Here is a 21,710-nt window from a genome sequence, read left to right as displayed (position 1 = left end):
GAGGAGGACCTCGTCCAGGACGGCTGGACCGACATCGCGCGTCGGATCAAGGCGCGAGTGGTCACGTTGCCGCCTGCGGAGCGAAGCTTCGAGAACATCTTGCGCGTGTGGGAGGATTCGGACTTCGAGAAGATGGAGGAAATCCGCGCGCGGGTCGATGCGATCGTCGCCGACCCGGAAACCGCGGGCGCGCTGAAGGCGTGGTACCGCCAATTGTGCAAGCGGCCGTGCTTCCACGACACCTATCTCGATGCGTTCAATGTGCCTGGCACGCACTTGATCGACACCGACGGCAAGGGGGTAGAGTCGATCGACGAGACCGGCTTCATGGTCGGCGGCAAGCATTATCAAGTCGATTGCATCGTCTACGCCTCGGGCTTTCGCGTCGGCACCAATTTGTCGGGGCTGGTCGGGTTCGACGTGGTCGGGCGGGGCGGGACGACGCTGTCCGAGGCGTGGGCCGAGGGCATGCGGTCGAAGCACGGCATCCACGTCCACGGCTTCCCCAATTTGTTCGTGGTGACGCCGACGCAAGGCGCGAACCTGATTTCCAACGTGCCGCATAATCTAACCGAGTCCGGGCGGACGATCGCCGCGGTGGTGGCGCATGCGGAAGACGTCGGCGCACACGAGGTCGAGGTGACGCGCGAGGCGCAGGATGCTTGGTGCGACCTGCTGCTGTCGGGACCGGGGCGATCGCTACGCACCGCGCCCGATTGCACGCCGGGCTATTACAATAACGAGGGGCGCGATCCCGGCCCGGCGGCGGCGCTCGCGGTCGGCTACCCGCTCGGCGCGCATGCCTATTTTCAGTATATCGAAGGCTGGCGACAATCGGGCGCGTTCGAGGGGCTGACATTTACGTGATACTGCTTGCGCTCGCCGTGGCGGCCACGCCAATCGACCGCCGCGACGCAATGGAGCGCTGCGCCGAGGCGGTTGTCGCCGCGCGGCATCCCAACATGGGCATGCTGGATATTACGGGAACGACGTTCGAGTGGCTGTCGGTCGCGGGCGTGAGCGGCGACTGGGTCATCATCGGATCGATCATCGAGCCCGAAGGCAAGGTGCGGGTCGCGCGGCGCTTCCGTTGCATGACCCGCGAGCCACGTAAACCGAAGGTGCGGCTCCTGGATGTGATACAGTTCTAGCGGCACGATTGCTCGCAGCCCCGTTGGTCGCACGGCCCCGGGACAAGCGCCGCCGCGGCCAATTCGCTATTAAGGCGCGGGCTTTGCTTTCGCGTGCTTGCGCGTTGCGGCCTTGGATTTGGTCGGCGCCGCATGCGTCAAACCCGGAAGTGGTTCCCACAAGTGAGCGCTTTCCCGCGCGACGGTCTCGTCCAGCTGCTGCCGATATGCTGCACCGTACATTTTTTATCTCCAGCCACATCTAAAATATAAAAAAAGAGTTGATGAATCCTCAATCATCCGGTCCCCCACCAGGGATGACGACGTCCGCCGCTGCTTTAACCGGGACGAGGCCAGCGAATTTCCAGATGATCGCCGAATCGTTGTTGTCATCGCGACCGTCCAATGTCCGCTCAGGACAATTCTCCTTGCGGATCGATAACAATTGGGCGTGATAGCCTTTCGGCAAGCTGATTTCCCGCGGTGCTCCGCTTTGGGGTTCTCGCCAAAGGGAAATTTGTCGCGAAGATCGATCTTCCGACAAATTGGATCGATGGATCAATCCAAAAGACGTGAGTGTCAGCACCGAGCTGCCGGGATCATCGGTCAATACACCCGCATATTGATAAGGCCATCGGGTGGTGATTTGCGCTGAATCCATGAGCAGAACAAGCACCAAGTTAGGTCCTACGCTGCGGAGCGCAACCTGGCACGGTTCGATTCTGGCAAGATCCTCGCATATCAGTGTCGTAACGATCGATCCCGGTGCAAATTCCGCGAACAGCATCTCGCGCGGTGGCAGGGGGATATTCTCCCACCACAATTTATCAGGGCGTAGCCTGCTGGCCAGCGCATAGCGCCCCAGTTGTGCCGCATCGAGTTTCCAGCGGTGATGCTTGGGGCGATGGTGGAACATCGTCCAGATGCGGCCACCTGTTTTATCGACTGCGTTGGCGCTGCGCGTGTACGTCGCCACGAAATTGCCGGGCAGGACCTGGGTGCCTACCGGTGCCGACGTCAGCCCGCAAACGAACATTTCGATACTAGGATAATGTTCCAGCATCGCCTTTTGCACGATCGAGAAGGTTTCCCAGTCCAGCGCGCTTTCTGGGAGAACTACCGCGTCGATCGTGCCATCGGCCTGTTCGTCCATCAGGCCCTTGATGAAATGCCAGACGGCCATTTGGCGGTCCAATTTTTCATCGGGTTTGAGCGCTATGAGTTCGGGTTCGTTCGCGGTGCCATAAATCCAGCCCGGGGAAACTTGGAAGAACCCCCAATCAGACCGATCGTCTCCGGATTCGATCGGCAGCACGTATTGGGATTTTATGCGGTACGGATAAGGAACGATAAGGATGTTATAAGTCGTACGCTCCTCAGGCGCGGGCTGCCGAGCCCAACGCGCGCGGACGCGCCCCTTCGGCGGAAGCAGCGCGAAATTGTGTGAGAGCGATCTTATCGTGCAGCCATTGCTCGGCACATGCGCCTTGGGCAACACCGACCCCAAATCTTCCTCGAAACATTGCGTAAGCGTGCGTGCGAAGCGCAGCGGCCTCGTCTGATCTTGTTTGAGCAGCCTGGCGTCAAGGCCGCTTTGATAATGCTCCCAGATTGTTCGGCAATCGGCACCAGCCTGTAGCGGGTTGTCAGGATTGAATTTGGGGAGCGGGGTATCGGCATTCGACGACAATTCTAGCTCCGGATTGAGGCTGAATCCCATACTCTTGCCCGCTTCGTCTGCGATAATCAGCAGTCGCGTGGCCGCGCGCCACCACGATTGGTCATCGGGATCGGGTTTCGAATGGCTAATGGCGAGCGATATCGGACGCTCGGATTCGCGGAGCACGTTCCAATGCCATTGAATATAATGGTTCGCCCATATGATATGACAATAGGAATAGATTGCATCGATAGTTTCACGGCTGCTGTAATGCTGTTTTAAATCTATTTTCGTTTTTCCGGATCCCATAAATTTTTTGTGATGGAGAAGGATTCTCTTGTACGATAATTCCGAGGTCGAGTTGGGGATAAGGAGGTTTGTACGTCTCTTGGCGCTTGGGGTGTCCGGCGATTTCTCCAAATGCAGGCGGTCGATAACAAACTGATATATTTCTTCCTCCGCCGTGCGCAAATCGCGGTCTCTTATTTCACGGTGATGGCGCAGCCTCAAGAACTCCCGTGCGGCTTGAGCTCTTTTGTCGTGAAGGTCGGTAATAGCTTCTTCGCCAACGAATATATCCTCCCGGCACAGACCCGACACGAATAGCGCGCCCTGTGACCATAGAGCACCGATGAACCTGAGCAAAAGGCGATAGGGCAACCGTACGCCAAACAGGTCATCGGACGGTGGGGATTTCGAGGGGTCGAGCACATTCGCCCAATCGACGGACGTGGGGGTGCTACCGACGGGGTGTATGGCCTCAGCCAATCTTTGATAGGCCGCCGATTGTTCCAATATGGCGCTTGTGACCGCGAATAGATCGGCGGGCCACATCGGAAAAACTTCTTTTAATTTACCGGCCGGATTAAATTTCTTGCCGTTCGCCCAGTCCTCATACCCAGGGTAGTTAAATGAAAAATCGGTAAGAGAATTCTCTTTATCTACCGGAACCGTGGAATACGGAAACGCGGAGTCGACAAAATCGTGTATGGTCCGATGGCTCATGCTTCCCCCTTTATTCAACCTGCACGATCCTGCGAAGGATTCAACAGCAAGTTTATCGTAGACGCCGCCAACTTGGACCAAGCAAATCATGCGCTATCTTCGCAGTCGCGTACATTAGCGGGCACCCGACGGGTGTGCGACGAGCTTGAACGCGTACAGGCCCCCGGAACACTGATCGCCTGCGCGGGGTTCACCCTTGCAGTGTATCTGCTATCCGGCGCCATGATCCAGCCCAGCGATTCGATCCTCATCGTCGATTTCGGCAGTCAGGTGACTCAGCTCATCGCGCGGCGCGTGCGCGAGGCGGGGGTCTATTCGGAGATCGCACCGTTCCAGCTCGCCGCCGACGCCTTCGCGCGGATGCAGCCCAAGGGCATTATCCTGTCGGGCAGTCCGGCGAGCGTGCTGGAAGAGGATAGCCCGCGCATCCCGCAGGTCATTCTCGACAGCGGGCTGCCGGTGATGGGCATCTGTTACGGGCAACAGGCGCTGATGCACCAGCTCGGCGGCACGGTGGAGCTGGGCGACAGCGGCGAGTTCGGGCGCGCGTTCATCGAGATCGACGATCGTTGCGAGCTGTTCGACGGGCTGTGGACCGAAGGCGAAACGCATCAAGTGTGGATGAGCCACGGCGACAAGGTCACCGCGCTCGCCCCCGGCTTCCGCCCGGTCGCCGCCAGCGCCGGCGCGCCGTTCGCAGTGATCGCCGACGACGCGCGGCGTTACTATGCGATGCAGTTCCACCCGGAGGTCGTCCACACCCCCGACGGCGCGAAGCTGATCGCCAATTTCGCGCGGCACGTCTGCGGGCTGACCGGCGACTGGAGCATGGCCGAGTTCCGCGCCGCGAAAATCGCCGAGATTCGCGAGCAGGTCGGTGACAAGCGCGTGATCTGCGGGTTGTCGGGCGGGGTCGACAGCGCGGTCGCCGCGGTGCTGATCCATGAAGCGATCGGGCACCAGCTGACCTGCGTGTTCGTCGATCATGGCTTGATGCGCAGCGGCGAGGCCGATCAGGTCGTGTCGCTGTTCCGCAACCACTACAACATCCCGCTGGTCCACGTCGCGTGCGAGACCCTGTTCCTCAACGGGCTGGCTGGCGTCACCGACCCCGAGGCCAAGCGCAAGTTCATCGGCAAGACCTTTATCGAAGTGTTCGAGGGCGAGGCGAAGAAGATCGGCGGGGCAGAATTCCTCGCGCAGGGCACGCTCTATCCCGACGTGATCGAGAGCGTCAGCTTCACCGGCGGGCCGTCGGTGACGATCAAGAGCCACCATAATGTCGGCGGCTTGCCCGAGCGGATGAACATGAAGCTGGTCGAGCCGCTGCGCGAATTGTTCAAGGACGAAGTGCGCGCGCTAGGCCGCGAACTCGGGCTGCCCGACATCTTCGTCAGCCGGCATCCGTTTCCCGGCCCGGGTTTGGCGATCCGCATCCCGGGCGAAGTGACGAGGGAACGCTGCGACATCCTGCGCAAGGCCGACGCGATCTATCTCGAGGAGATCCGCAACGCGGGACTGTACGACGCGATCTGGCAAGCGTTCGCGGTGCTGCTGCCGGTGCGCAGCGTCGGGGTGATGGGCGACGGCCGGACCTACGACAACGTGCTCGCGCTCCGCGCGGTGACCTCGGTCGATGGCATGACCGCCGACGCTTACCATTTCACCGGCGAATTCCTCTCGCGCTGCGCGACGCGGATCATCAACGAGGTCAAGGGCATCAACCGGGTGACGTACGATTACACGTCCAAGCCGCCCGGTACGATCGAGTGGGAATAGCAAGCAACTGAAGCCGCGCGGCCGTCTGTCACTCCAAGGCAACACACCCCCTGTAATCCCGACCGGATCGCGGTTTTTGTCGCAATCCCGTCATAATTCGCGGCCAGAGGCGCGGTCCTATGCTGCGCCGCACCATCTCGACGGCGCCGTCGTTAAAAGGGCTATTATCATGACATCTCGGAAGTTCGTCGCGTTGCTCCTCGTCGGAGCGGCCACCGTCGCCACCGTGCCGTTCGCCGCTGCGCAGACGGCGCCCGCGACCGACACACCACCCGCGGCGACCAGCGACGACACGACCGACGGCGATATCATCGTCACGGCGAACCGCCGTTCGGAAAACACCCTGAACGTCCCGGTCGCCGTTTCGGTGATGCGGCCCGAATCGCTCCGCGACTATCAGGCGGCGGGCGCCGATACGCTGCTGTCGCTGTCGGGCAAGGTGCCCGGCCTGTACGTCGAATCGACTACCGGCCGCATCTTCCCGCGCTTCTACATCCGCGGGCTCGGCAATATCGATTTCTACCTCGGCGCGTCGCAGCCGGTGTCGATCATCCAGGACGACGTGGTCAAGGAGCATGTCGTGCTCAAGTCGAACCCGGCGTTCGACATCGCGCAAGTCGAAGTGCTGAAGGGCCCGCAAGGCTCGCTGTTCGGCCGCAACACCACTGCGGGCATCGTCAAGTTCGATACCGCGCAGCCGAGCGCCACCTGGCAGGGTCAGGGTTCGCTGAGCTATGGCAGCTATAACAGCGTCAACGCCGATGTCGGCGTCGGCGGGCCGCTGACCAAGGACGGTACCATCAGCTTCCGCCTGTCCGGCCTGTACCAGCGCCGCGACGACTGGATCGACAACACCTATACCGGCCCGTCGGACGACGGCACCGTGCCCGGCAAGAACGTCATGGGCGGTTACGAAGAGCGTGACGTGAAGCTGCAGCTGCTCGTCAAACCGAGCGACCGGTTCAGCCTGCGCCTCGCGGGTCACATCCGCGACTACACCGGCACTGCGTCGATCTTCTACCGCGGCTCGATCAAGGTCGGCACCAACGCCGTGCCGTTGTCGTTCGATCGCGGCGTCGTGTCGTACGACGAAGCGCAGAACAACCCACAGGCGTACAAGAACCAAGGCGTCTCGCTGAAGGCCGACTACGATTTCGGCGGCGCCACGCTGACTTCGATCACCGCGTGGGAGCATGCGTCGGGCTACAGCCGCGGCGACACCGACGGCGGCGCGGCGGCGAATTTCGGCGGCGTCACCCCGAACATCTGCGCGGTCGGCTGCGGCGAATCGCAGGGCCGCCTGCGCGGGCTCGACCAGTGGACGCAGGAAGTGCGTCTCGCCAGTCCGAACACTGGCCGCTTCAAGTGGCAGGTTGGCGGCATCTATTTCGATGCGCGCGACCGCACCGAGTTCGACCAGCGCTCGTTCTTCCTGACCAACAATTCGCTCGGCACGACTCCCAATCCCAACAACTTCGTCCTGTTGCGCAACATCAACACCAGCTGGGCGGCGTTCGGTCAGGCGAGCTATGACCTGACCAGCAAGCTGACGCTGACCGGCGGCATTCGCGTCACCAACGACACCAAGAGCACGACCCTGCTGCTCCACCCGAACTTCGTGAACCTGACGGTACCGGCGGGGGTGCCGACATCGTCCTATGCCTGTGGCACTGCGCAATATTGCCGCCTATCCGACACGCAGCCGAGCTGGGACGTCAGCCTGTTGTACAAGGTCGCTTCCGATGTCAGCGTCTATGCGCGCTATGCTCGCGGTTTTCGTGGACCGACGGTGCAGGGCCGCTCGGCGGTGTTCAACTCGGCTTACTCGACCGCCAATTCGGAAAAGAACACCAGCTATGAAGGCGGGATCAAGGCGGTGTTCGCCGACGGTCGCGTCAACGTCAACCTCGCCGGCTTCTATTATAACGTCGACAACATCCAGCTGAACGGCAACGACAGCAACGGCAACGGCGTGCTGTTCAATGGCGGCAAGGGCAAGGGCTATGGCGCCGAGTTCGAGATCGAGGCGCGGCCGGTCAACAACTTCCGCGTGACCGCGGGCCTCAGCCTGCTGCACACCGAAATCAACGCGCCGAATGTCTTCGCCCAAGTGGGCGCGGCGGGCGGCGTGATGTCTCAGACGGTGCTCAATCAGACGGTGCGGGTCGGCAACAATTATTACGCCAACATCAACGGCAACCCGTTCCCCAACGCGCCGAATTACAACATCAACGTCAGCGCGCGCTACGACCTGCCGCTCGGCGGGGACAACAAGGTCTTCATCGCCGGCGATTTCAACATGCAGGGCAAGACCAATTTCGTGCTGTATCGCACCGTCGAGTATAACGCCGACGGCAATTACGAGCTGGGCGGCAAGATAGGCTACGCATTCGGCAAGTACGAGCTCGCGGTGTTCGCCCGCAACCTGACCAACCGCAAGAACCTGATCGGCGTGATCGACACCTCGAACTACCGCGCGGGCATCTACAACGACCCGCGCGTGTTCGGCGTGATGCTCAGCGGCTCGTTCCGCTAAGAATAGCAGGCTCGGGGCGCGGGCTGATCGTCCGCGCCCCGCGAAGCTCTACACGTCGATCGCCAGATATCCCGTCAAAAACCGCCCCGCATTCGCGCCGTACACGCCGGGCCCTGCGATGTTGAAAGCGCGGTTGTCGAAGACGTTGCTGACCTGAAGCCTGAGCGTCGCGTTCTTGTTGGCCAGCTTGAAGCGATAGCGGCCGCCGAGGTTGAGGTTCGCGCGCGGCGGTAGCGACACCAGATTGTCGGTCGTGGAAGGGACGCTCGGCCGCTCGGACAAGGCCGCATCGAGCGACAGGCCGTCGACGAACGGCGTGCGCCAGTTCACATTGACGTTGAGCAAATGCCCGGGGAGCCCGACCGGGCGCGGGCCGATATTGCCGAGCGCGGTGGGATCGCGGGTGACCCGCGGTTGCAGGAAGAATCCGCCCGCGACGACGTTCAATCTTTTGGTCAAATTGCCCGACACCGAGAATTCGGCGCCGCGGCTGCGCGTGGTGCCGATCTGGCGGTAGGCGCTGGCCGCATCGAACCCGAAATAGGGTTTGGACAAGTCGAACACGCCGGCGATCAGCTTGACGTTGCCGGTGACGTTCCAGCGTATCCCGGCGTCCTTCTGCGCGGTCAGGACAGCGTCGAGCGGCTGGTTGCGGTTGGCGGCGTTGGGCGGCGCGACGCCGCTTTCCTCGAGCCCGCGAGCGTAACCGGCGTAAATCGTGATCGCCTTCGACACGTAGATCGCGGCGGTACCGTTGTAGAGCCACGGGGTCGATCGCGAGACGATCGGCGCCAAACCGGGGAAAGTTGTGGTCTTGCGGTAATTGGCGCGCGACACGCCGAAGCTGATCTCACCGACATCCTTCCAGCGGCCGTCATACGCGAGCCCGATCGTCGTCTGGTCGACGCGATTGCGCGAGAGCGGGCCGAACACGAAATTGGGCTTGGGCGCGGTGACGGGGGTACCGATCCTTGTCGGGCCGAGGTCGATCTCGTCCGATCCGTCAAACTCGCGCCGCGCGTCGCGCTCGCGGATGCTGAGATGGAAAACGTGGAGCCGCGGTCCGTCGATGATGCTGTGCGTCAGCCGCGCCTCGCCGCTGAGCGAGACGTTCTTGTTGCGCGGATCGGCGATGACCAGCCGGCTGGACGCGGCGCCGTCGGGCTGCACGCCGAGCAGCAAATTGGTGTAGCCGGTCTTGGTATCGAACACCGACCGGAACGCGCCGACGCGGAGCAGCCAGTCCTTCGCCGGGGCGTAGGAGGCGAGCACGCCGCTGTTGGTGCCGGTATAGCGGAAATCGGCCCATTGCGGCCCGTCGAATTGATGCCGCGGTGGGGTCGGCGGGAGGAACTTGCCTGCCGGCACGTAGAATGGCCCGGCCTCGTCGTTATAATCGTTGTTGAGCGTCCAGAACGGCAGGATCTCGACCCCCGGCGCGGGGCGCCAGCGCAGGATCAGTCCCTGGCCGTGGTTGAAATTGTCGGTGCCGTCGGGGAAGGCGACGCGATTGGCGGTGACGCCGTAGCCCAGCGACATCTGCTTGTTGATCGGGAGCGAGCCGTCGATTTCGACCCCGTACGATCCGAAACCGTCGCCGTTGATCAGGATCGACGCGCCGGGTTTCGCTTGCGGGCGGACCAATATCTGATCGACGATCCCGCTCGGCGCGGCGAACGGATAGCCCTGCGCCGACAGCCCGACCTTGATGCTGGTCGAATCGTTGATGATGCTGGGCAAGCCGAACGCGGGATCGAAATAGAGTCCCTCGATCCGCACGTTCCCCGCCGCGCTGGGCGAAAAGCCGCGCGCGTTGCCGGCGCTGTAGATGCCGATCGATTCGCGCCCGGTGCTGAACCCGAATGCGTCCTCCGCCTGGGTAACCGCATTGTCCTCGGTGCGGTCCTGTGCGTCGGCGGGAAAAGCGACGCTCGTGCAAAGCAATGCCAGCGACATCCAGCCGAACCGCGCCATCGATTTCCTCCCAGTGCGTTTTAACGCCTTATGACACTATATCAGTCGCCCGGCGGCTGAACACCGGCTTAACGCCGGGTGGACGAATGCTGCAATCGGCGGCATCGGGACGCGATGACCACGACCCGCATCGTCATCGAAACCATCGGCTGGAGCGGCATGGCGCTGATCCTGGCCGCGTACATCCTGCTGTCGATGGGGCGGATGGACGGCAGGTCACGCGCGTATCAATGGATAAACGTGGTCGGCGCGATCTGCTTCATCCTCAACAGCGGCTATAACGGCGCGATTCCGTCGGCGACGCTGAACGTGGCGTGGGCGGTGATCGGGCTTTATACGTTGTGGCGGGTAAGGCAGCGTACGGCCTGAGGGGGAGAAATATGAAACTTTATGCAATCGCGGCGCTGGCCGTCGCCTGTTCGCTGCCGGCGACCGGCGGTTCCGCCGTCCCGACTGCCAAAAAAGCCCCGGCCAAATCCGCGCCGTTTGCGATTTCGCCGATCACGCTTGCCGCGACCGGGCTGATCATCCCCGGAACGATCGGGCAGGGGCCGCGCACGCTGGCGTTCGGCAGTCCGCGGACGAAAGCGATCGCGATGGTGTCGGGCGAGTTGGGGGCGCCGATCAAGACAGGGGTCTATCCCGATTGCGGGCAAGGCCATGCGGTCGGCTATGCCAAGTTCCGCAGCGGGATCGAACTGACCTTCGTCGCCGCGAAGTTCGTCGGCTGGACGCTCGAACCGGGCGGCGACAAGCGCAACCTGACCGCCAACGGCGTCGGGATCGGCACCACCGTCGCGACGCTGCAAAAGCTGTTTCCCGATGTCTTTATCGATCCCGGCAACGAGGAGGGTAGCGGCATGGGCCCCGGCTTTACGTCGGACACGTGGCCCAACGGGTGGCTCGACGGCGACAAGAAGACGTCGAAAGTGACGTCGATGTACGCCGGCGAAACCTGCATCGCGGCATGACGATGCTGACGCTGTACGGCATTCCCAACTGCGACACGGTCAAGAAGGCGCGCCTGTGGCTCGACGCGCACGGGACGGCCTATGCGTTCCACGACTACAAGAAAGCCGGTGTCGATGAGGATTCGCTGCGGCGATGGATCGCGGCGCTGGGGTGGGAGGCGGTGCTCAACCGCGCGGGCACGACGTTCCGCAAATTGCCCGATGCCGATCGTACCGATCTCGATGCCGACAAGGCGGTCGCGCTGATGCTGGCGCAGCCGTCGACGATCAAGCGGCCGATCGTCGAGGGGGATGGCATATTGCTCGCGGGGTTCAAACCCGAGGTGTGGGACGCCGTGATCGGCTAGCTTGCCTTCGCGAAACGCCGGGCGCAGTCTCCGCGTCGTCAACGATAAGGGGAGGATGCAATGGCAATCGGCGTGAAACCACCGGCATGGTTCTGGATCGTCGCGATCCTGTTGCTCGCGTGGAACGCGATCGGGGTCTATTTCTGCGTCGATCAGATCCAACACGGCGCGATGTCGGCGATGTGGGAGCAGACGCCGTATCATCGCGCGCTGTATGCGACGCTGCCGGCCTGGTACAATTGGTGCTACGCCGTCGCGACGTTTGGCGGACTGCTCGGTGCGTTGGCGTTGCTGCTGAAGGAGAAGCGGGCGCGCGTTCTGTTCTGGATTTCGCTGATCGCGGTGATCGTCCAGTTCGGCTACGTCTTCACGATGACCGACATGGTCGCGCATCAGGGCGCGGCGAAGACCGTGCCGTTCCCGATCTTCATCGCCGTGGTCGCGCTGTTTTCGATCTGGTTCTCCGGCATGGCGACCAGGAAGGGCTGGCTCGGCCGCTAGGAAAGGGGGAGGGCATCAGCCTTCCCACTGGAATACTTCGTCGAGCGGCTTGCCGAACACCTGGGCGATGCGGAACGCGGCTTCGAGCGTGGGCGAGTATTTCCCCGCCTCGATCGCCGCGACCGTCTGGCGCGTCATGCCGATGCGGTCGCCGAGTTCGGCCTGCGTCATCTCGCCCGCCATGAAGCGCAGCAAACGGATCTGGTTGACGATCGGGGGCGACGCCATGTTCAGGCGCCCCGGCGATAGAGGACGATCTGCGCGGCGAAGCGCCATGCCTCGGCCAGCATGATCATCGCGAGCATGCCATTGAGCAGGTCGAATGCCGTCGCGCCGAAATTGATGCTGGCGGACGTCACCGCGACGCCTACCAGCAGTGGATAATAGGCCCGGCCGGCGGCGAGCGCCGCGACCATATGGTCGCGCTCGTCCCGCGGCGCGCGCGCATCGGCGGGCGAGGCGATCGCGGCGACAATCGTCGCGCCGGCGGTAATCACCGTCTGCAGCACGACCACCTTGAGGAACAGCCCGATTGCGAAGGCGTGCGACGGGTCGCGGTAATGCGCGACGAGCGTGCCGAAATAGACCGAGGCGGCGATCAGGATCGCAGCCAGCGCGATCCAGGCGGTTTTTTCTCTGAATGACATCGTTGACCTCATGTTCGAATCGATAGGCCTAATGTTATATAAAGCGAACATAGAGTCAATAGTCTAAAACATTAGCCGTTGGAGTATTGGCAGTGGCTTTGCCGAGCGGTTAGAGGGCTCGTTCATGTCCACGACCTTCACGATCGACACCTCGACCAGCCGCGCCAACCCGACGCCGGCGCCGATGAAGCGGCTGACCGTGCCAGCGATTCAGCGGCGCAAGGTCGAAGGGAAGACCGACGAGCCGCTCGTCATGCTGACCGCCTACACGGTGCGGATGGCGCAATTGCTCGACCCGCATTGCGACATTTTGCTGGTCGGCGATTCGTTGGGGCAAGTGGTGTACGGGCTGCCCTCAACGCTGCCGGTGACGCTCGACATGATGTGCGCGCACGGGGCGGCGGTGGTGCGCGGCAGTTATCACGCGGTGGTCGTCGTCGACATGCCGTTCGGCAGCTACGAGGGCTCGCCCGAACAGGCGTTCGCCAGTGCGTCGCGCGTGCTCGCCGAAACGGGGTGCGCGGCGATCAAGATGGAGGGCGGGGCGGCGATGGCGCCGACGATTCGGTTCCTGACCGAACGCGGCATTCCGGTGATGGCGCATGTCGGCCTCACGCCTCAGGCGATCAACGCGCTCGGCGGGTATGGCGCGCGCGGGCGTAGCCAGGAAGAGGAAGCGAAGATCGCCGCCGACGCCAAGGCGGTCGCCGATGCCGGCGCGTTCTCAGTCGTGGTCGAGGGCGTCGTCGAGCCGCTCGAGCGCAAGATCACCGAGACCAGCGACATTCCCGTGATCGGCATCGGCGCGTCGGCGGCGTGCGACGGCCAGGTGCTGGTGGCAGAGGACATGCTCGGTATGTTCGAGCGCACGCCGCGCTTCGTGAAGCGGTTCGACGACCTGGCGGGTAGGATCAGCGACGCGGCGAAGCGCTACGCCGAAGAAGTGCGGGCGCGGACCTTTCCGGGCGAGGAACAGGTGTATTTGCCCAAGCCCTAACGCTCGTTGCGTTTCGGGCGCGCCTCGCTAAGGTCCGCCGACCTAATCCCACCACAATCGGAGCCTACCCCATTGGCCGTGACGCCGAAAACCGATGAAGCTTTCCTGCGCGAGGTCGATGAGGAGCTGCGCCGCGACCAGATCGTGGGCGTATGGACGCAACATGGCCGCCTGATCGTCGGCGCGATCGTCGGGGGGCTGCTGATCTTCGCAGGCGTTCTCGGCTGGCGCTACTGGAGTCACAGCGCGGCGGAAAAACAGGCGGTAAAACTGCAGACGGCGTACGATTCGCTTGCCGCGAACAAGCCCGCGGACGCCAAGGCTGCGCTCGCCGATCTCGGCACGTCGGGCGCGCCGGGCTACAGCGCGGTGGCGCGGATGACCGCGGCCAACCAGCTGTTCAACGCCGGCAAGACCAAGGAAGCCGCCGCGCAATTCGGCTCGGTCGCGGGGGACACCAAGATTGGCAAGCCGATCCGCGACTATGCGCTGATCCGCCAGACCAATATCGAGTTCGACAGCCTTGCGCCGCAAGTCATCATCGACCGGATGAAGCCGCTCGCGGTCAAGGACTCGGCCTGGCTGGGCAGCGCGGGCGAAATGGTCGCGATGGCGTATCTGCGGCTCAACAAACCGAACGAGGCGCGGAGCGTTTTCAAGACGATCGCCGAAACCGACAGCGTTCCCGAATCGATCCGGCAACGCGCGGTGCAGGGTGTGGATGCTGTAGATGTCGGCACGACCGACCAGAAGGGCAAGTAAATGACGAGCAAGTGGCGGATGCCGATCGCGGTGATGGCGCTGACCGCGCTCGCGGGCTGCGGCGTGTTCAAGGGCGGCGGCAAGAAAACCCCGACGGTCGGCGAACGAATCCCGATCCTGATGTCCGAAACCGACGCCAAGCTCGATCCGGCGATCGCCGGGCTGCAGGTGCTGTTGCCCAATCCGGAAGTGAACGCCGAATGGGCGCAATCGGGCGGCAACGCCAACAAGTCGATGGGCCATCCCGCGCTTGCCGGCAGCGTGTCGCGCGCGTGGAGCGCGACGATCGCGTCGGGGTCGAACCGTACCCGGCTGGCGAGCCCCCCGGTGATTTCGGGCGGCAAGCTTTATGCGGTCGATATCGACGCCAAGCTCCACGCGTTCGACGCGGCTAGCGGTGCGGTGTTGTGGACCGTGCCGGTCGCCAAGGGCGACGAGAACAAGCTGGCGCGGTTCGGCGGCGGGGCGAGCGTCGATAGCGGCCGCGTATATGCGACCGACGGGCTCGGCGATGTCGTCGCGTTCGACGCCGGCACCGGCGCCGAAGTGTGGCGCGTGAAGCCCGGTGGGCCGCTGCGCGGATCGCCGAGCATCGACGGCGACCAGCTCTATGTGCTGAGCCAGGACAACCAATTGTTCGCGCTGTCGACCGCCGACGGAAAGGCATTGTGGAATTCATCGGGCAGCCTGGAAACGCAGGGCGTGTTCGGTGTCGCCGCGCCGGCCGTCGCGCGCGGGACGATCGTCGCCGGGTTCTCGTCGGGCGAACTCAACGCCTATCGCTACGAAAACGGCCGGACGTTGTGGGGCGACGCGCTGTCGCGGACCAGCATCACGACCAGCGTGTCGAGCCTGTCGGACATCGACGCCGACCCGGTGATCGACGGCAACCAGGTCTATGCGCTGGGACAGGGCGGACGCATGATCGCGGCCGATCTGTCGAGCGGTCAGCGCATCTGGGAACAGAATTTCGCCGGCATCTCGACCCCGTGGCTTGCGGGCGAGTGGATCTTCGTCGTGACCGACGAGAGCAAGCTCTATTGCCTGCAACGCTCGACCGGCAAGGTGCGCTGGATCAGCCAGCTGCGCGCGTTCAAGGTCGAGAAGAAGAAAAAGAAGAAGGGGCCGCTGACCTGGTACGGCCCGGTGCTCGCGGGCGGGCGACTGGTACTGACCAACTCGATGGGCGAAGTGCTGTTCGTGTCGCCCGCTGACGGCGCGATCGGCCAGGTGATCGACAACAAGGAGGGCTTCGGGCTCAGCCCGGTGGTCGCGAACAACATGCTGTACACGCTCGACGAGCGCGGACGGATCACCGCGTACCGGTGATTCTTACACCTCTCCCGCGAAGGCGGGAGAGGTGTAATCGGGGTGACGGCGCGTCTACTCCCCGCTACAGCCCCCGCCATGCCCTTACCCACCGTCGCCATTATCGGCCGGCCCAATGTCGGCAAGTCGACATTGTTCAATCGCCTCGTCGGCAAACGCCTCGCGCTGGTCGACGACCAGCCCGGCGTCACGCGTGACCGGCGCGAGGGCGACGGGCATCTGATCGGGCTCGACTTCCGCGTGATCGACACCGCGGGATATGAGGATCTCGACGCCGCGACCTTGCCCGGGCGGATGCGCCAGCAGACCGAGGCGGCGGTGGCGCAAGCCGACGTCGCGCTGTTCATGGTCGATGCGCGCGCCGGGATCGTCCCGCTCGACGAAGAGATTGCGCGCTGGCTGCGCGGATCGGCGACTCCAGTCATCCTGATCGCCAACAAGGCCGAAGGCCGCGCCGGCGAATCGGGCATTCTCGAAGCGCATGCGCTGGGCTTCGGCGACCCGATCGGGCTGTCGGCCGAGCATGGCGAGGGGATGGTCGATCTGTTCGACGTGCTGCTGCCGTATATCCCCGAGCCGACCGACGAAATCGAGGAGGACGACGAGAGCCCCGACGCGCCGCTCAAGCTCGCGATCGTCGGGCGGCCCAATGCGGGCAAGTCGACGCTGATCAACAAGATGCTCGGCGAGGATCGGCTGATCACCGGGCCCGAAGCCGGGATCACGCGCGATTCGATCGCGATCGACTGGCTGTGGAACGACCCCAAGAGCGGCCCCCGCCGGGTGCGGCTGATCGACACCGCCGGCATGCGCAAGCGCGCCAAGGTGCAGGACAAGCTCGAGAAATTGTCGGTCGCCGACGCGCTCCACGCGATCGATTTCGCCGAGGTCGTCGTGCTGCTGCTCGACGCGACGTTGGGGCTCGAGGCGCAGGATCTGCGCATCGCCGACCGCGTGCTCGAGGAAGGCCGCGCACTGGTGATCGCGCTCAACAAATGGGACGTGGCGGAGAATGCGTCGTCGCTGTTCAACGGTGTCAAGCGCGCGCTCGAGGACGGGCTCAGCCAGGTCAAGGGCGTCACCGTGATGACCGTGTCGGGCGCGACGGGGAAGGGGATCGACCAGTTGCTCGGCGCCGCGTTCGAGGCGCGCGAGGCCTGGTCGAAACGAGTCGGCACCGGCGAGCTCAATCGCTGGTTCGAGCGCGCCATCGAGGCCAACCCGCCCCCGGCGCCGGGCGGCAAGCGCGTCAAGATGCGCTACGTCACGCAAGTCAATACGCGGCCGCCCAGCTTCGTCGTGTTCGGCACGCGCGTCGATCAATTGCCGGCCAGTTATGAACGCTATCTGATCAACACGATGCGGCGCGATCTGGGGTTCGGCGCAGTGCCGGTCCGCCTGATGTTCCGCGCGCCCAAGAATCCGTTCGATCGCGACAAGACCTGACACGGTAAACCTTCGCTGGCGGGGGAGGATTGGGACGGCCGGCCATCGCCTGATCCCCACGGAAGTGGAAATACCGCCCCGCCAACCACTTGGCTCATACTTTCGATCGATTCATCAACCCCTCGTTTACACGTGCGCCCTACAAGCAGCGTAATCGGAGTGCGAACCACCGCGCCGATGGAGGTCGATGGTGACGATGGGCGGAGATCAACTGGTCGATTGGACCGCGTTCCAGGCCGCGCGCAGCGAGCTTGGCGCAGGGTTTGTGCGCATCCTTGGCTACTTCCGCGAGGACGGGGTCAAATCGGTCGCGGCGATCGAGGAAGCGATGCGTAACGGCAACGCCGCCGCACTCGTGCTTCCGGCGCACACGCTGAAGGGCGAATCGCGTCAGTTCGGTGCGGAGCCGCTGTCAGCACTGGCCGAATCGATCGAATATATCGCAAGGGCATGCGTCGAGACTCGCGACCGCCCCGATCAGGCGCTCGAACATGTCGTCAAACTACGCCCGACGTTCGAGGCGACGCTGACGATGCTCGAGCGCGAGGCCAACCCGCTGGTTGAGCGCCGCCCGCAATTCGGGCGTAGGGCGGGCTAACGCGGACTGGACATCGTCATGCTGAACTTGTTTCAGCATCCACGCATTGAGCCAACCCCATGCCAAGCGCTTGTTGAACGCGGCTCGTATGGATCCTGAAACGAGTTTAGGATGACGGCATCGAATTACTCTCCGCCTTCTTCCGCCTCCGCGTTGAGCTGGATGTAATTCTCGATCCCCATCCGCTCGATCATATCGAACTGGCGTTCGAGCGTGTCGACATGATCCTCCTCGCTGTCGAGGATTCGCCGGAACAGGTCGCGGCTGACATAGTCGCGGACCTTCTCGCTATGCTCGATTGCATCGCGCAGCAGCGGCAGCGCCTCCATTTCGAGCGCGAGATCGGCCTTCAAGACCTCCTCGACCGTCTCGCCGATCCGCAATCGGCCGAGCAGCTGGAAATTGGGCAGCCCGTCGAGGAACAGGATGCGTTCCGACAGCCAGTCGGCATGCTTCATCTCGTCGATCGATTCGTGGCGCTCGAACTCGGCGAGCTTCTTGACGCCCCAATGATCGAGCAGGCGATAGTGCAGCCAGTATTGGTTGATCGCGGTCAGCTCGTTCTTGAGCGCCGTGTTGAGGAATTCGATGACCTGAGGATCGCCCTTCATGGCTAGCCGCCCTTTTGAAATGAGCGTGCACCATAGCGCCGATCACCCGCGCTAGACAGTCGGAAAATGGCGGATTTCTGCGGGTTTCAGGCCTTGCGAACGCTACGCAACAGCGCGTTCGTCGTCGATAATCGATCGCGCATAGGGCACGCACTGGCCGCATTTGGGCTGGCGGCCGAGCGAGCGATAGGCCTGGCATGCGGTCATCGACCCGGCGCGCGCAGCCTCGCGCACTTCGCGTTCGCGGATCGCATTGCAGACGCACACCATCATGAGAACGACTATCCCTCTCGCTCGTTACGATTGAGTTAGCGTTAGTGAGAGCGATTCGCAAGACTATTGCGAAGCGTTTGCAACTCTATTTCGGCGCATGAAAGGGCTGAAGCCGGGCCCGCGCTACGCTCCGCCACAGCCATTCGAACGGGCCGTACGCGAATCGGTCGAGCCAGGGCTTCGACCAGGCGACCATCGCCAGCCACACGACCGCGACGACGATCAGGCACTGCCACCGCTGGAGATAGCCGTACCAGCCGAGGCCGTAGCCGTTGAAGAACAACGTCACCATGATGCTGGTGCCGAGATAGTTGGAAAACGCCATTCGCCCGGTCGCGGCGAGGCGGTCGGCGAGCCAGCGCGCGTAGCGCGACTGGACAAACAGGATGACCAACGCGGCATAGCCGAGGCTGAGGAAGGGGCGGAGCAGGGTGAGCTGAATCGCCTCGGTCGCGATCTGGGTGAGCGGTGCATTGGCGGTGCGCTCCAGCCACAGGACGAGCGGAATATACGCCAGCCACAGCACGGGGATCGGCGCGGCCGCCAGCCAATAGCTCCGCCGCGACCAGGCGCCGGAGAAGAAGCCCAGCCGGAACAGCGCCATCCCGACCAGCATCAGCCCGATCGTATCGAGCCAAGCCTCGCGGCTGATCACGGTCTGCATGAAAATCGTCGTCGGCACGCGCGTGCGCAATGCTTCGCTGTATGTGCCACGAAAGCCGGCAAGCTCGCCGGGAATGGCCTCGAGCGGCGGCGAAGCGTCGCGCTGAAACGCCTGCCACGGCGCGACATCGGGCTGATAGGCACGTTCGGCGGCCGCTTTCAGCGTCGACACTTCGTAATAGGCGGTCATCCCGTTGACGAGTTTGAACGCCAGCAACACGATGCCGATTTCCAGCAGCAACTTCGGGCGCCAGCGCCACGCGAGGAACGCGACTGCGCCGCAGATCGAATAGAGCACCAGGATGTCGCCCGACCAGATAAGGTAAGCGTGGATCATGCCGAACACGAACAACGTCACCATCCGCGCGTAATGGATCACCGCCGGCCTTTCGCCGCCCGCCATCGCTCGTTCGGCGATCAGCACGGTCGACGCGCCGAACATCATCGTGAACAGCCCGCGGAACTTGCCGTCGGCGACGACATAGGCGATCGCCCATTCCCACCAGTTCGCGCCGCTCGCCCCGCCATAATAATGCGGATCGACGTAGGCGTAGCCCGGCATCGCCATGTCGATGACGTTGAGCAGGAAGATGCCCATCACCGCGACCCCGCGCACCGCATCGAGTGTGCGCAGACGCGGTGCGGTGGCCGTCACTTACGCGCGAACCAGGCGATGGGCAGCCCGACCAGCACGATATGGCTGAAGAATTGCTCGGCGAGGCCCAGCGGCTTGAACGGGTGCCAGCCGAACCGCAGCGGGAGGACGACCACGTTCATCACTGCCCACAGCCCGATGCCGTACGCGATCCCCGCGATCACCCAGCGCGCCTTGAGCACCGGCATCCGGTCGGCGGCGATGACGAAGAACGCGGCCATGACCGCCATGATCGCGAAATGGAGCGCGAGTCCGGCCAGCGCGACGTGGAGGCCGCCGGTTGCCGCGCCGTCGCCGAGAACGGCGCTGGCCAGCCCCTTGAGCATGTTGAGCGGCTGGCGCCCCGCTACAGCCGTATAGACCACCGCCGACAGGATATCGAGCGTGCCCGCGACCAATGTCGCGCCCACGATCCTGCGCGAAACCGATTCCCCCATGCTTCCCCCTTATCCTCGCAACGCTTTGCGGATCACCAACTTGAGCCCCGACCAGATCTCGTCGACAGCGCACACTTTCACATCGACCAGCCCGATCGGCAAGCACAGCTCGCGGATCGTGTCTTCCGTGATGTCGGTCGGCACCTTCGACGCTTTTTTGGGCCATGACACCCAGATTTGCCCGGCGGGCTGGATGAGATTGCGCAGATCGGCAAGCAGACGTTCGAGTTCGGCGCGTTCGGTGGCGAATATGTGTGCGGCGTGAAGCCCCGCCACGGCCCCGGTCTCCTCGATTAGCTCACCGTCGAGACCGATCTCGGCACGGACGCTGCCGGGCATCGCATCGAACCACACGCGCATGCCCGGTTTGAGCCCGAGTTTCTTCGCCAGCGGCGTGCCCGAATAGCCTGCGGTCATGATGCGCGAATGGTGCCACAGCCGAAACGACAGGGCTAGGCGATCGTGTCGCCCATCAGCTTTGGAAAGAACCCCTCATGCGCCGCGCGCAAATCGGCCAGCGGGATTGCCCAATCGCCTTCGTCGAGCTCGAAGATCAGCCGGTCGTTGATCGAGCGGCCGATCGGGTCCGCGGGGACGTCGGCCTGGCTCGCGTCGGTCAGGAATTCGGCGAGGCGATCGTCCGGCACCGTGACCAGGTATAGCCCCTGGTCCTCGCCGAAGAAGGAGCCGGCGACGCCGAACGGCTGCGCTTCGTTGATCATCGCACCGATCCCGCTCGCCAGCGCCATTTCGGCGAGTGCGACCGCCAGCCCGCCGTCGGATACATCGTGGCACGCGCTGACCGCGCCCTTCAGGATAGCGGCGCGGATGAACTCGCCGGTGCGGCGCTCGGCGCGCAGGTCGACTGGGGGCGGGGGACCGTCCTCGCGGCCATGCACCTCGCGCAGCCAGATCGACTGGCCGAGATGCCCGCCGCGCTCGCCGACCGCGAAGATCGCGTCGCCGACATGTTTGAAACCGATCGTGGCCGACTTGGTATAATCGTCGAGCAAACCGACGCCGCCGATCGCGGGGGTGGGCAGGATCGCGGATCCGGTGCCGTCGTCATTCTTGGTTTCGTTGTAGAGCGAGACATTGCCGCTCACGATCGGGAAGTCGAGCGCGGTGCACGCTTCGGCCATGCCCTCGATACACCCAACGAACTGTCCCATGATTTCGGGGCGCTGCGGGTTGCCGAAGTTCATGCAGTCGGTGGTCGCGAGCGGCTTCGCACCGACCGCGCAAAGATTACGGTAAGCCTCTGTAATTGCCTGCTTTCCGCCCTCAAACGGATCGGCGAAACAGTAACGCGGGGTGCAATCGGTGGTGATCGCCAGCCCCTTTTGCGTACCGTGGACTCGCACCACCGCGGCGTCGCCGCCGGGCCGC

The 21,710-nt window shown here is 63.5% G+C and carries 22 protein-coding genes and 1 pseudogene; 13 read left to right on the top strand and 10 right to left on the bottom strand.

From position 1 onward, the window contains the following. Both JWM94_RS15055 and JWM94_RS15050 read left to right on the top strand, forming a co-directional pair. Window positions 1-867, top strand: a pseudogene (locus JWM94_RS15055) (monooxygenase); the annotation flags it as partial. After that, window positions 864-1,151, top strand: a complete 288-nt coding sequence (locus JWM94_RS15050) for a hypothetical protein (protein ID WP_299428866.1) — start codon at window positions 864-866, stop codon at window positions 1,149-1,151. The pseudogene JWM94_RS15055 and the gene JWM94_RS15050, both read left to right, overlap by 4 nt. A 271-nt stretch (window positions 1,152-1,422) precedes the next feature. Here the strand turns inward: JWM94_RS15050 and JWM94_RS15045 are convergent, their stop codons facing one another. Beyond that, window positions 1,423-3,795, bottom strand: a complete 2,373-nt coding sequence (locus JWM94_RS15045) for a hypothetical protein (protein ID WP_299428864.1) — start codon at window positions 3,793-3,795, stop codon at window positions 1,423-1,425. Window positions 3,796-4,017: 222 nt separating this feature from the next. Between JWM94_RS15045 and guaA the strand changes: the two genes are divergently transcribed. Together guaA and JWM94_RS15035 are read left to right on the top strand one after the other, a co-directional pair. Next, window positions 4,018-5,574, top strand: coding sequence for a glutamine-hydrolyzing GMP synthase (gene guaA / locus JWM94_RS15040; RefSeq protein ID WP_299428862.1), 1,557 nt, complete (start codon window positions 4,018-4,020; stop codon window positions 5,572-5,574). 169 nt (window positions 5,575-5,743) lie between these two features. Then, window positions 5,744-8,110 (top strand): TonB-dependent receptor, encoded by a 2,367-nt coding sequence (locus tag JWM94_RS15035; RefSeq protein WP_299428860.1) that lies wholly within the window; start codon window positions 5,744-5,746, stop codon window positions 8,108-8,110. Window positions 8,111-8,158: 48 nt separating this feature from the next. On the opposite strand, the gene JWM94_RS15030 is transcribed toward JWM94_RS15035, so the two are convergent. Continuing rightward, entirely contained in the window at window positions 8,159-10,084 is a 1,926-nt protein-coding gene (locus JWM94_RS15030; protein WP_299428858.1) for a TonB-dependent siderophore receptor, read from the bottom strand. A gap of 114 nt (window positions 10,085-10,198) precedes the next feature. Between JWM94_RS15030 and JWM94_RS15025 the strand changes: the two genes are divergently transcribed. Genes JWM94_RS15025 through JWM94_RS15010 form a run of 4 tightly spaced genes read left to right on the top strand, consistent with a single transcriptional unit; the run spans window position 10,199 to window position 11,903 of the window. Next, window positions 10,199-10,453 carry a hypothetical protein gene (locus tag JWM94_RS15025; RefSeq protein WP_299428856.1) on the top strand — a complete coding sequence of 85 codons (255 nt, stop codon included), beginning with the start codon at window positions 10,199-10,201 and terminating at the stop codon, window positions 10,451-10,453. Window positions 10,454-10,464: 11 nt separating this feature from the next. Further along, window positions 10,465-11,055 carry a hypothetical protein gene (locus JWM94_RS15020; RefSeq protein WP_299428854.1) on the top strand — a complete coding sequence of 197 codons (591 nt, stop codon included), beginning with the start codon at window positions 10,465-10,467 and terminating at the stop codon, window positions 11,053-11,055. Then, the gene (locus tag JWM94_RS15015; protein WP_299428852.1) at window positions 11,052-11,402 is read left to right on the top strand and encodes an ArsC family reductase; all 351 of its coding nucleotides are present in this window, start codon (window positions 11,052-11,054) and stop codon (window positions 11,400-11,402) included. Before JWM94_RS15020 ends, JWM94_RS15015 begins: the two co-directional genes overlap by 4 nt. A 60-nt stretch (window positions 11,403-11,462) precedes the next feature. Then, window positions 11,463-11,903 (top strand): hypothetical protein, encoded by a 441-nt coding sequence (locus JWM94_RS15010; protein WP_299428850.1) that lies wholly within the window; start codon window positions 11,463-11,465, stop codon window positions 11,901-11,903. A gap of 15 nt (window positions 11,904-11,918) precedes the next feature. Here the strand turns inward: JWM94_RS15010 and JWM94_RS15005 are convergent, their stop codons facing one another. Further along, the gene (locus JWM94_RS15005) at window positions 11,919-12,131 is read right to left on the bottom strand and encodes a helix-turn-helix transcriptional regulator (protein WP_299428848.1); all 213 of its coding nucleotides are present in this window, start codon (window positions 12,129-12,131) and stop codon (window positions 11,919-11,921) included. 2 nt (window positions 12,132-12,133) lie between these two features. Continuing rightward, complete coding sequence (locus tag JWM94_RS15000) at window positions 12,134-12,550, bottom strand: hypothetical protein (RefSeq protein WP_299428846.1); 417 nt, start codon at window positions 12,548-12,550, stop codon at window positions 12,134-12,136. Window positions 12,551-12,674: 124 nt separating this feature from the next. On the opposite strand from JWM94_RS15000, the gene panB reads away from it, so the two are divergent. From panB to JWM94_RS14975, 5 genes are all read left to right on the top strand, one after another. Beyond that, a complete protein-coding gene (gene panB / locus JWM94_RS14995) occupies window positions 12,675-13,547 on the top strand; it encodes a 3-methyl-2-oxobutanoate hydroxymethyltransferase (RefSeq protein WP_299428844.1) in 873 nt (290 codons plus the stop codon). A gap of 78 nt (window positions 13,548-13,625) precedes the next feature. Next, on the top strand, window positions 13,626-14,309 hold the full coding sequence (locus JWM94_RS14990) for a tetratricopeptide repeat protein (RefSeq protein ID WP_299428870.1): 684 nt from the start codon (window positions 13,626-13,628) through the stop codon (window positions 14,307-14,309). Further along, window positions 14,310-15,638, top strand: a complete 1,329-nt coding sequence (locus JWM94_RS14985) for a PQQ-like beta-propeller repeat protein (protein WP_299428842.1) — start codon at window positions 14,310-14,312, stop codon at window positions 15,636-15,638. A 78-nt stretch (window positions 15,639-15,716) separates the two neighbouring features. After that, window positions 15,717-17,084, top strand: coding sequence for a ribosome biogenesis GTPase Der (gene der / locus JWM94_RS14980; protein ID WP_299428840.1), 1,368 nt, complete (start codon window positions 15,717-15,719; stop codon window positions 17,082-17,084). Window positions 17,085-17,280: 196 nt separating this feature from the next. After that, window positions 17,281-17,682, top strand: coding sequence for an Hpt domain-containing protein (locus JWM94_RS14975; protein ID WP_299428868.1), 402 nt, complete (start codon window positions 17,281-17,283; stop codon window positions 17,680-17,682). 125 nt (window positions 17,683-17,807) lie between these two features. On the opposite strand, the gene bfr is transcribed toward JWM94_RS14975, so the two are convergent. The 6 genes from bfr to JWM94_RS14945 all read right to left on the bottom strand — a co-directional run. Then, entirely contained in the window at window positions 17,808-18,293 is a 486-nt protein-coding gene (gene bfr / locus JWM94_RS14970; RefSeq protein WP_299428838.1) for a bacterioferritin, read from the bottom strand. Between the two features lie 102 nt (window positions 18,294-18,395). Then, a complete protein-coding gene (locus tag JWM94_RS14965; RefSeq protein ID WP_299428836.1) occupies window positions 18,396-18,566 on the bottom strand; it encodes a (2Fe-2S)-binding protein in 171 nt (56 codons plus the stop codon). An 85-nt stretch (window positions 18,567-18,651) separates the two neighbouring features. Continuing rightward, window positions 18,652-19,884 (bottom strand): DUF418 domain-containing protein, encoded by a 1,233-nt coding sequence (locus tag JWM94_RS14960; protein WP_299428834.1) that lies wholly within the window; start codon window positions 19,882-19,884, stop codon window positions 18,652-18,654. Next, window positions 19,881-20,321: a hypothetical protein gene (locus tag JWM94_RS14955; RefSeq protein ID WP_299428832.1), complete on the bottom strand. Its 441-nt coding sequence runs from the start codon at window positions 20,319-20,321 to the stop codon at window positions 19,881-19,883. Before JWM94_RS14955 ends, JWM94_RS14960 begins: the two co-directional genes overlap by 4 nt. Window positions 20,322-20,330: 9 nt before the next feature. Next, entirely contained in the window at window positions 20,331-20,738 is a 408-nt protein-coding gene (locus tag JWM94_RS14950; RefSeq protein ID WP_299428829.1) for a hypothetical protein, read from the bottom strand. Between the two features lie 35 nt (window positions 20,739-20,773). Continuing rightward, window positions 20,774-21,710, bottom strand: a 937-nt coding sequence (locus tag JWM94_RS14945; protein WP_299428826.1) for an AIR synthase related protein, incomplete at its 5' end; no start/stop codon positions are given.

This window comes from Sphingomonas bacterium (genome assembly GCF_028289855.1).
In the GTDB taxonomy this organism is placed as follows: domain Bacteria; phylum Pseudomonadota; class Alphaproteobacteria; order Sphingomonadales; family Sphingomonadaceae; genus Sphingomonas.
The sequence above is the reverse complement of the archived record's forward strand: the minus strand, read 5'-3'. Positions and strand labels throughout refer to the sequence as shown.

Bases quoted from the DNA above. Each gene is read 5' to 3' on its own strand.
- der (WP_299428840.1), top strand. From the start codon at position 15,717: ATGCCCTTACCCACCGTCGCCATTATCGGCCGGCCCAATGTCGGCAAG.
- bfr (WP_299428838.1), bottom strand. From the start codon at position 18,293: ATGAAGGGCGATCCTCAGGTCATCGAATTCCTCAACACGGCGCTCAAG.
- panB (WP_299428844.1), top strand. From the start codon at position 12,675: ATGTCCACGACCTTCACGATCGACACCTCGACCAGCCGCGCCAACCCG.
- guaA (WP_299428862.1), top strand. From the start codon at position 4,018: ATGATCCAGCCCAGCGATTCGATCCTCATCGTCGATTTCGGCAGTCAG.
- JWM94_RS15035 (WP_299428860.1), top strand. From the start codon at position 5,744: ATGACATCTCGGAAGTTCGTCGCGTTGCTCCTCGTCGGAGCGGCCACC.
- JWM94_RS15025 (WP_299428856.1), top strand. From the start codon at position 10,199: ATGACCACGACCCGCATCGTCATCGAAACCATCGGCTGGAGCGGCATG.
- JWM94_RS14950 (WP_299428829.1), bottom strand. From the start codon at position 20,738: ATGACCGCAGGCTATTCGGGCACGCCGCTGGCGAAGAAACTCGGGCTC.
- JWM94_RS14975 (WP_299428868.1), top strand. From the start codon at position 17,281: ATGGGCGGAGATCAACTGGTCGATTGGACCGCGTTCCAGGCCGCGCGC.
- JWM94_RS15045 (WP_299428864.1), bottom strand. From the start codon at position 3,795: ATGAGCCATCGGACCATACACGATTTTGTCGACTCCGCGTTTCCGTAT.
- JWM94_RS15030 (WP_299428858.1), bottom strand. From the start codon at position 10,084: ATGGCGCGGTTCGGCTGGATGTCGCTGGCATTGCTTTGCACGAGCGTC.
- JWM94_RS15010 (WP_299428850.1), top strand. From the start codon at position 11,463: ATGGCAATCGGCGTGAAACCACCGGCATGGTTCTGGATCGTCGCGATC.
- JWM94_RS15005 (WP_299428848.1), bottom strand. From the start codon at position 12,131: ATGGCGTCGCCCCCGATCGTCAACCAGATCCGTTTGCTGCGCTTCATG.
- JWM94_RS14965 (WP_299428836.1), bottom strand. From the start codon at position 18,566: ATGATGGTGTGCGTCTGCAATGCGATCCGCGAACGCGAAGTGCGCGAG.
- JWM94_RS14955 (WP_299428832.1), bottom strand. From the start codon at position 20,321: ATGGGGGAATCGGTTTCGCGCAGGATCGTGGGCGCGACATTGGTCGCG.
- JWM94_RS14985 (WP_299428842.1), top strand. From the start codon at position 14,310: ATGACGAGCAAGTGGCGGATGCCGATCGCGGTGATGGCGCTGACCGCG.
- JWM94_RS15015 (WP_299428852.1), top strand. From the start codon at position 11,052: ATGACGATGCTGACGCTGTACGGCATTCCCAACTGCGACACGGTCAAG.
- JWM94_RS15000 (WP_299428846.1), bottom strand. From the start codon at position 12,550: ATGTCATTCAGAGAAAAAACCGCCTGGATCGCGCTGGCTGCGATCCTG.
- JWM94_RS15020 (WP_299428854.1), top strand. From the start codon at position 10,465: ATGAAACTTTATGCAATCGCGGCGCTGGCCGTCGCCTGTTCGCTGCCG.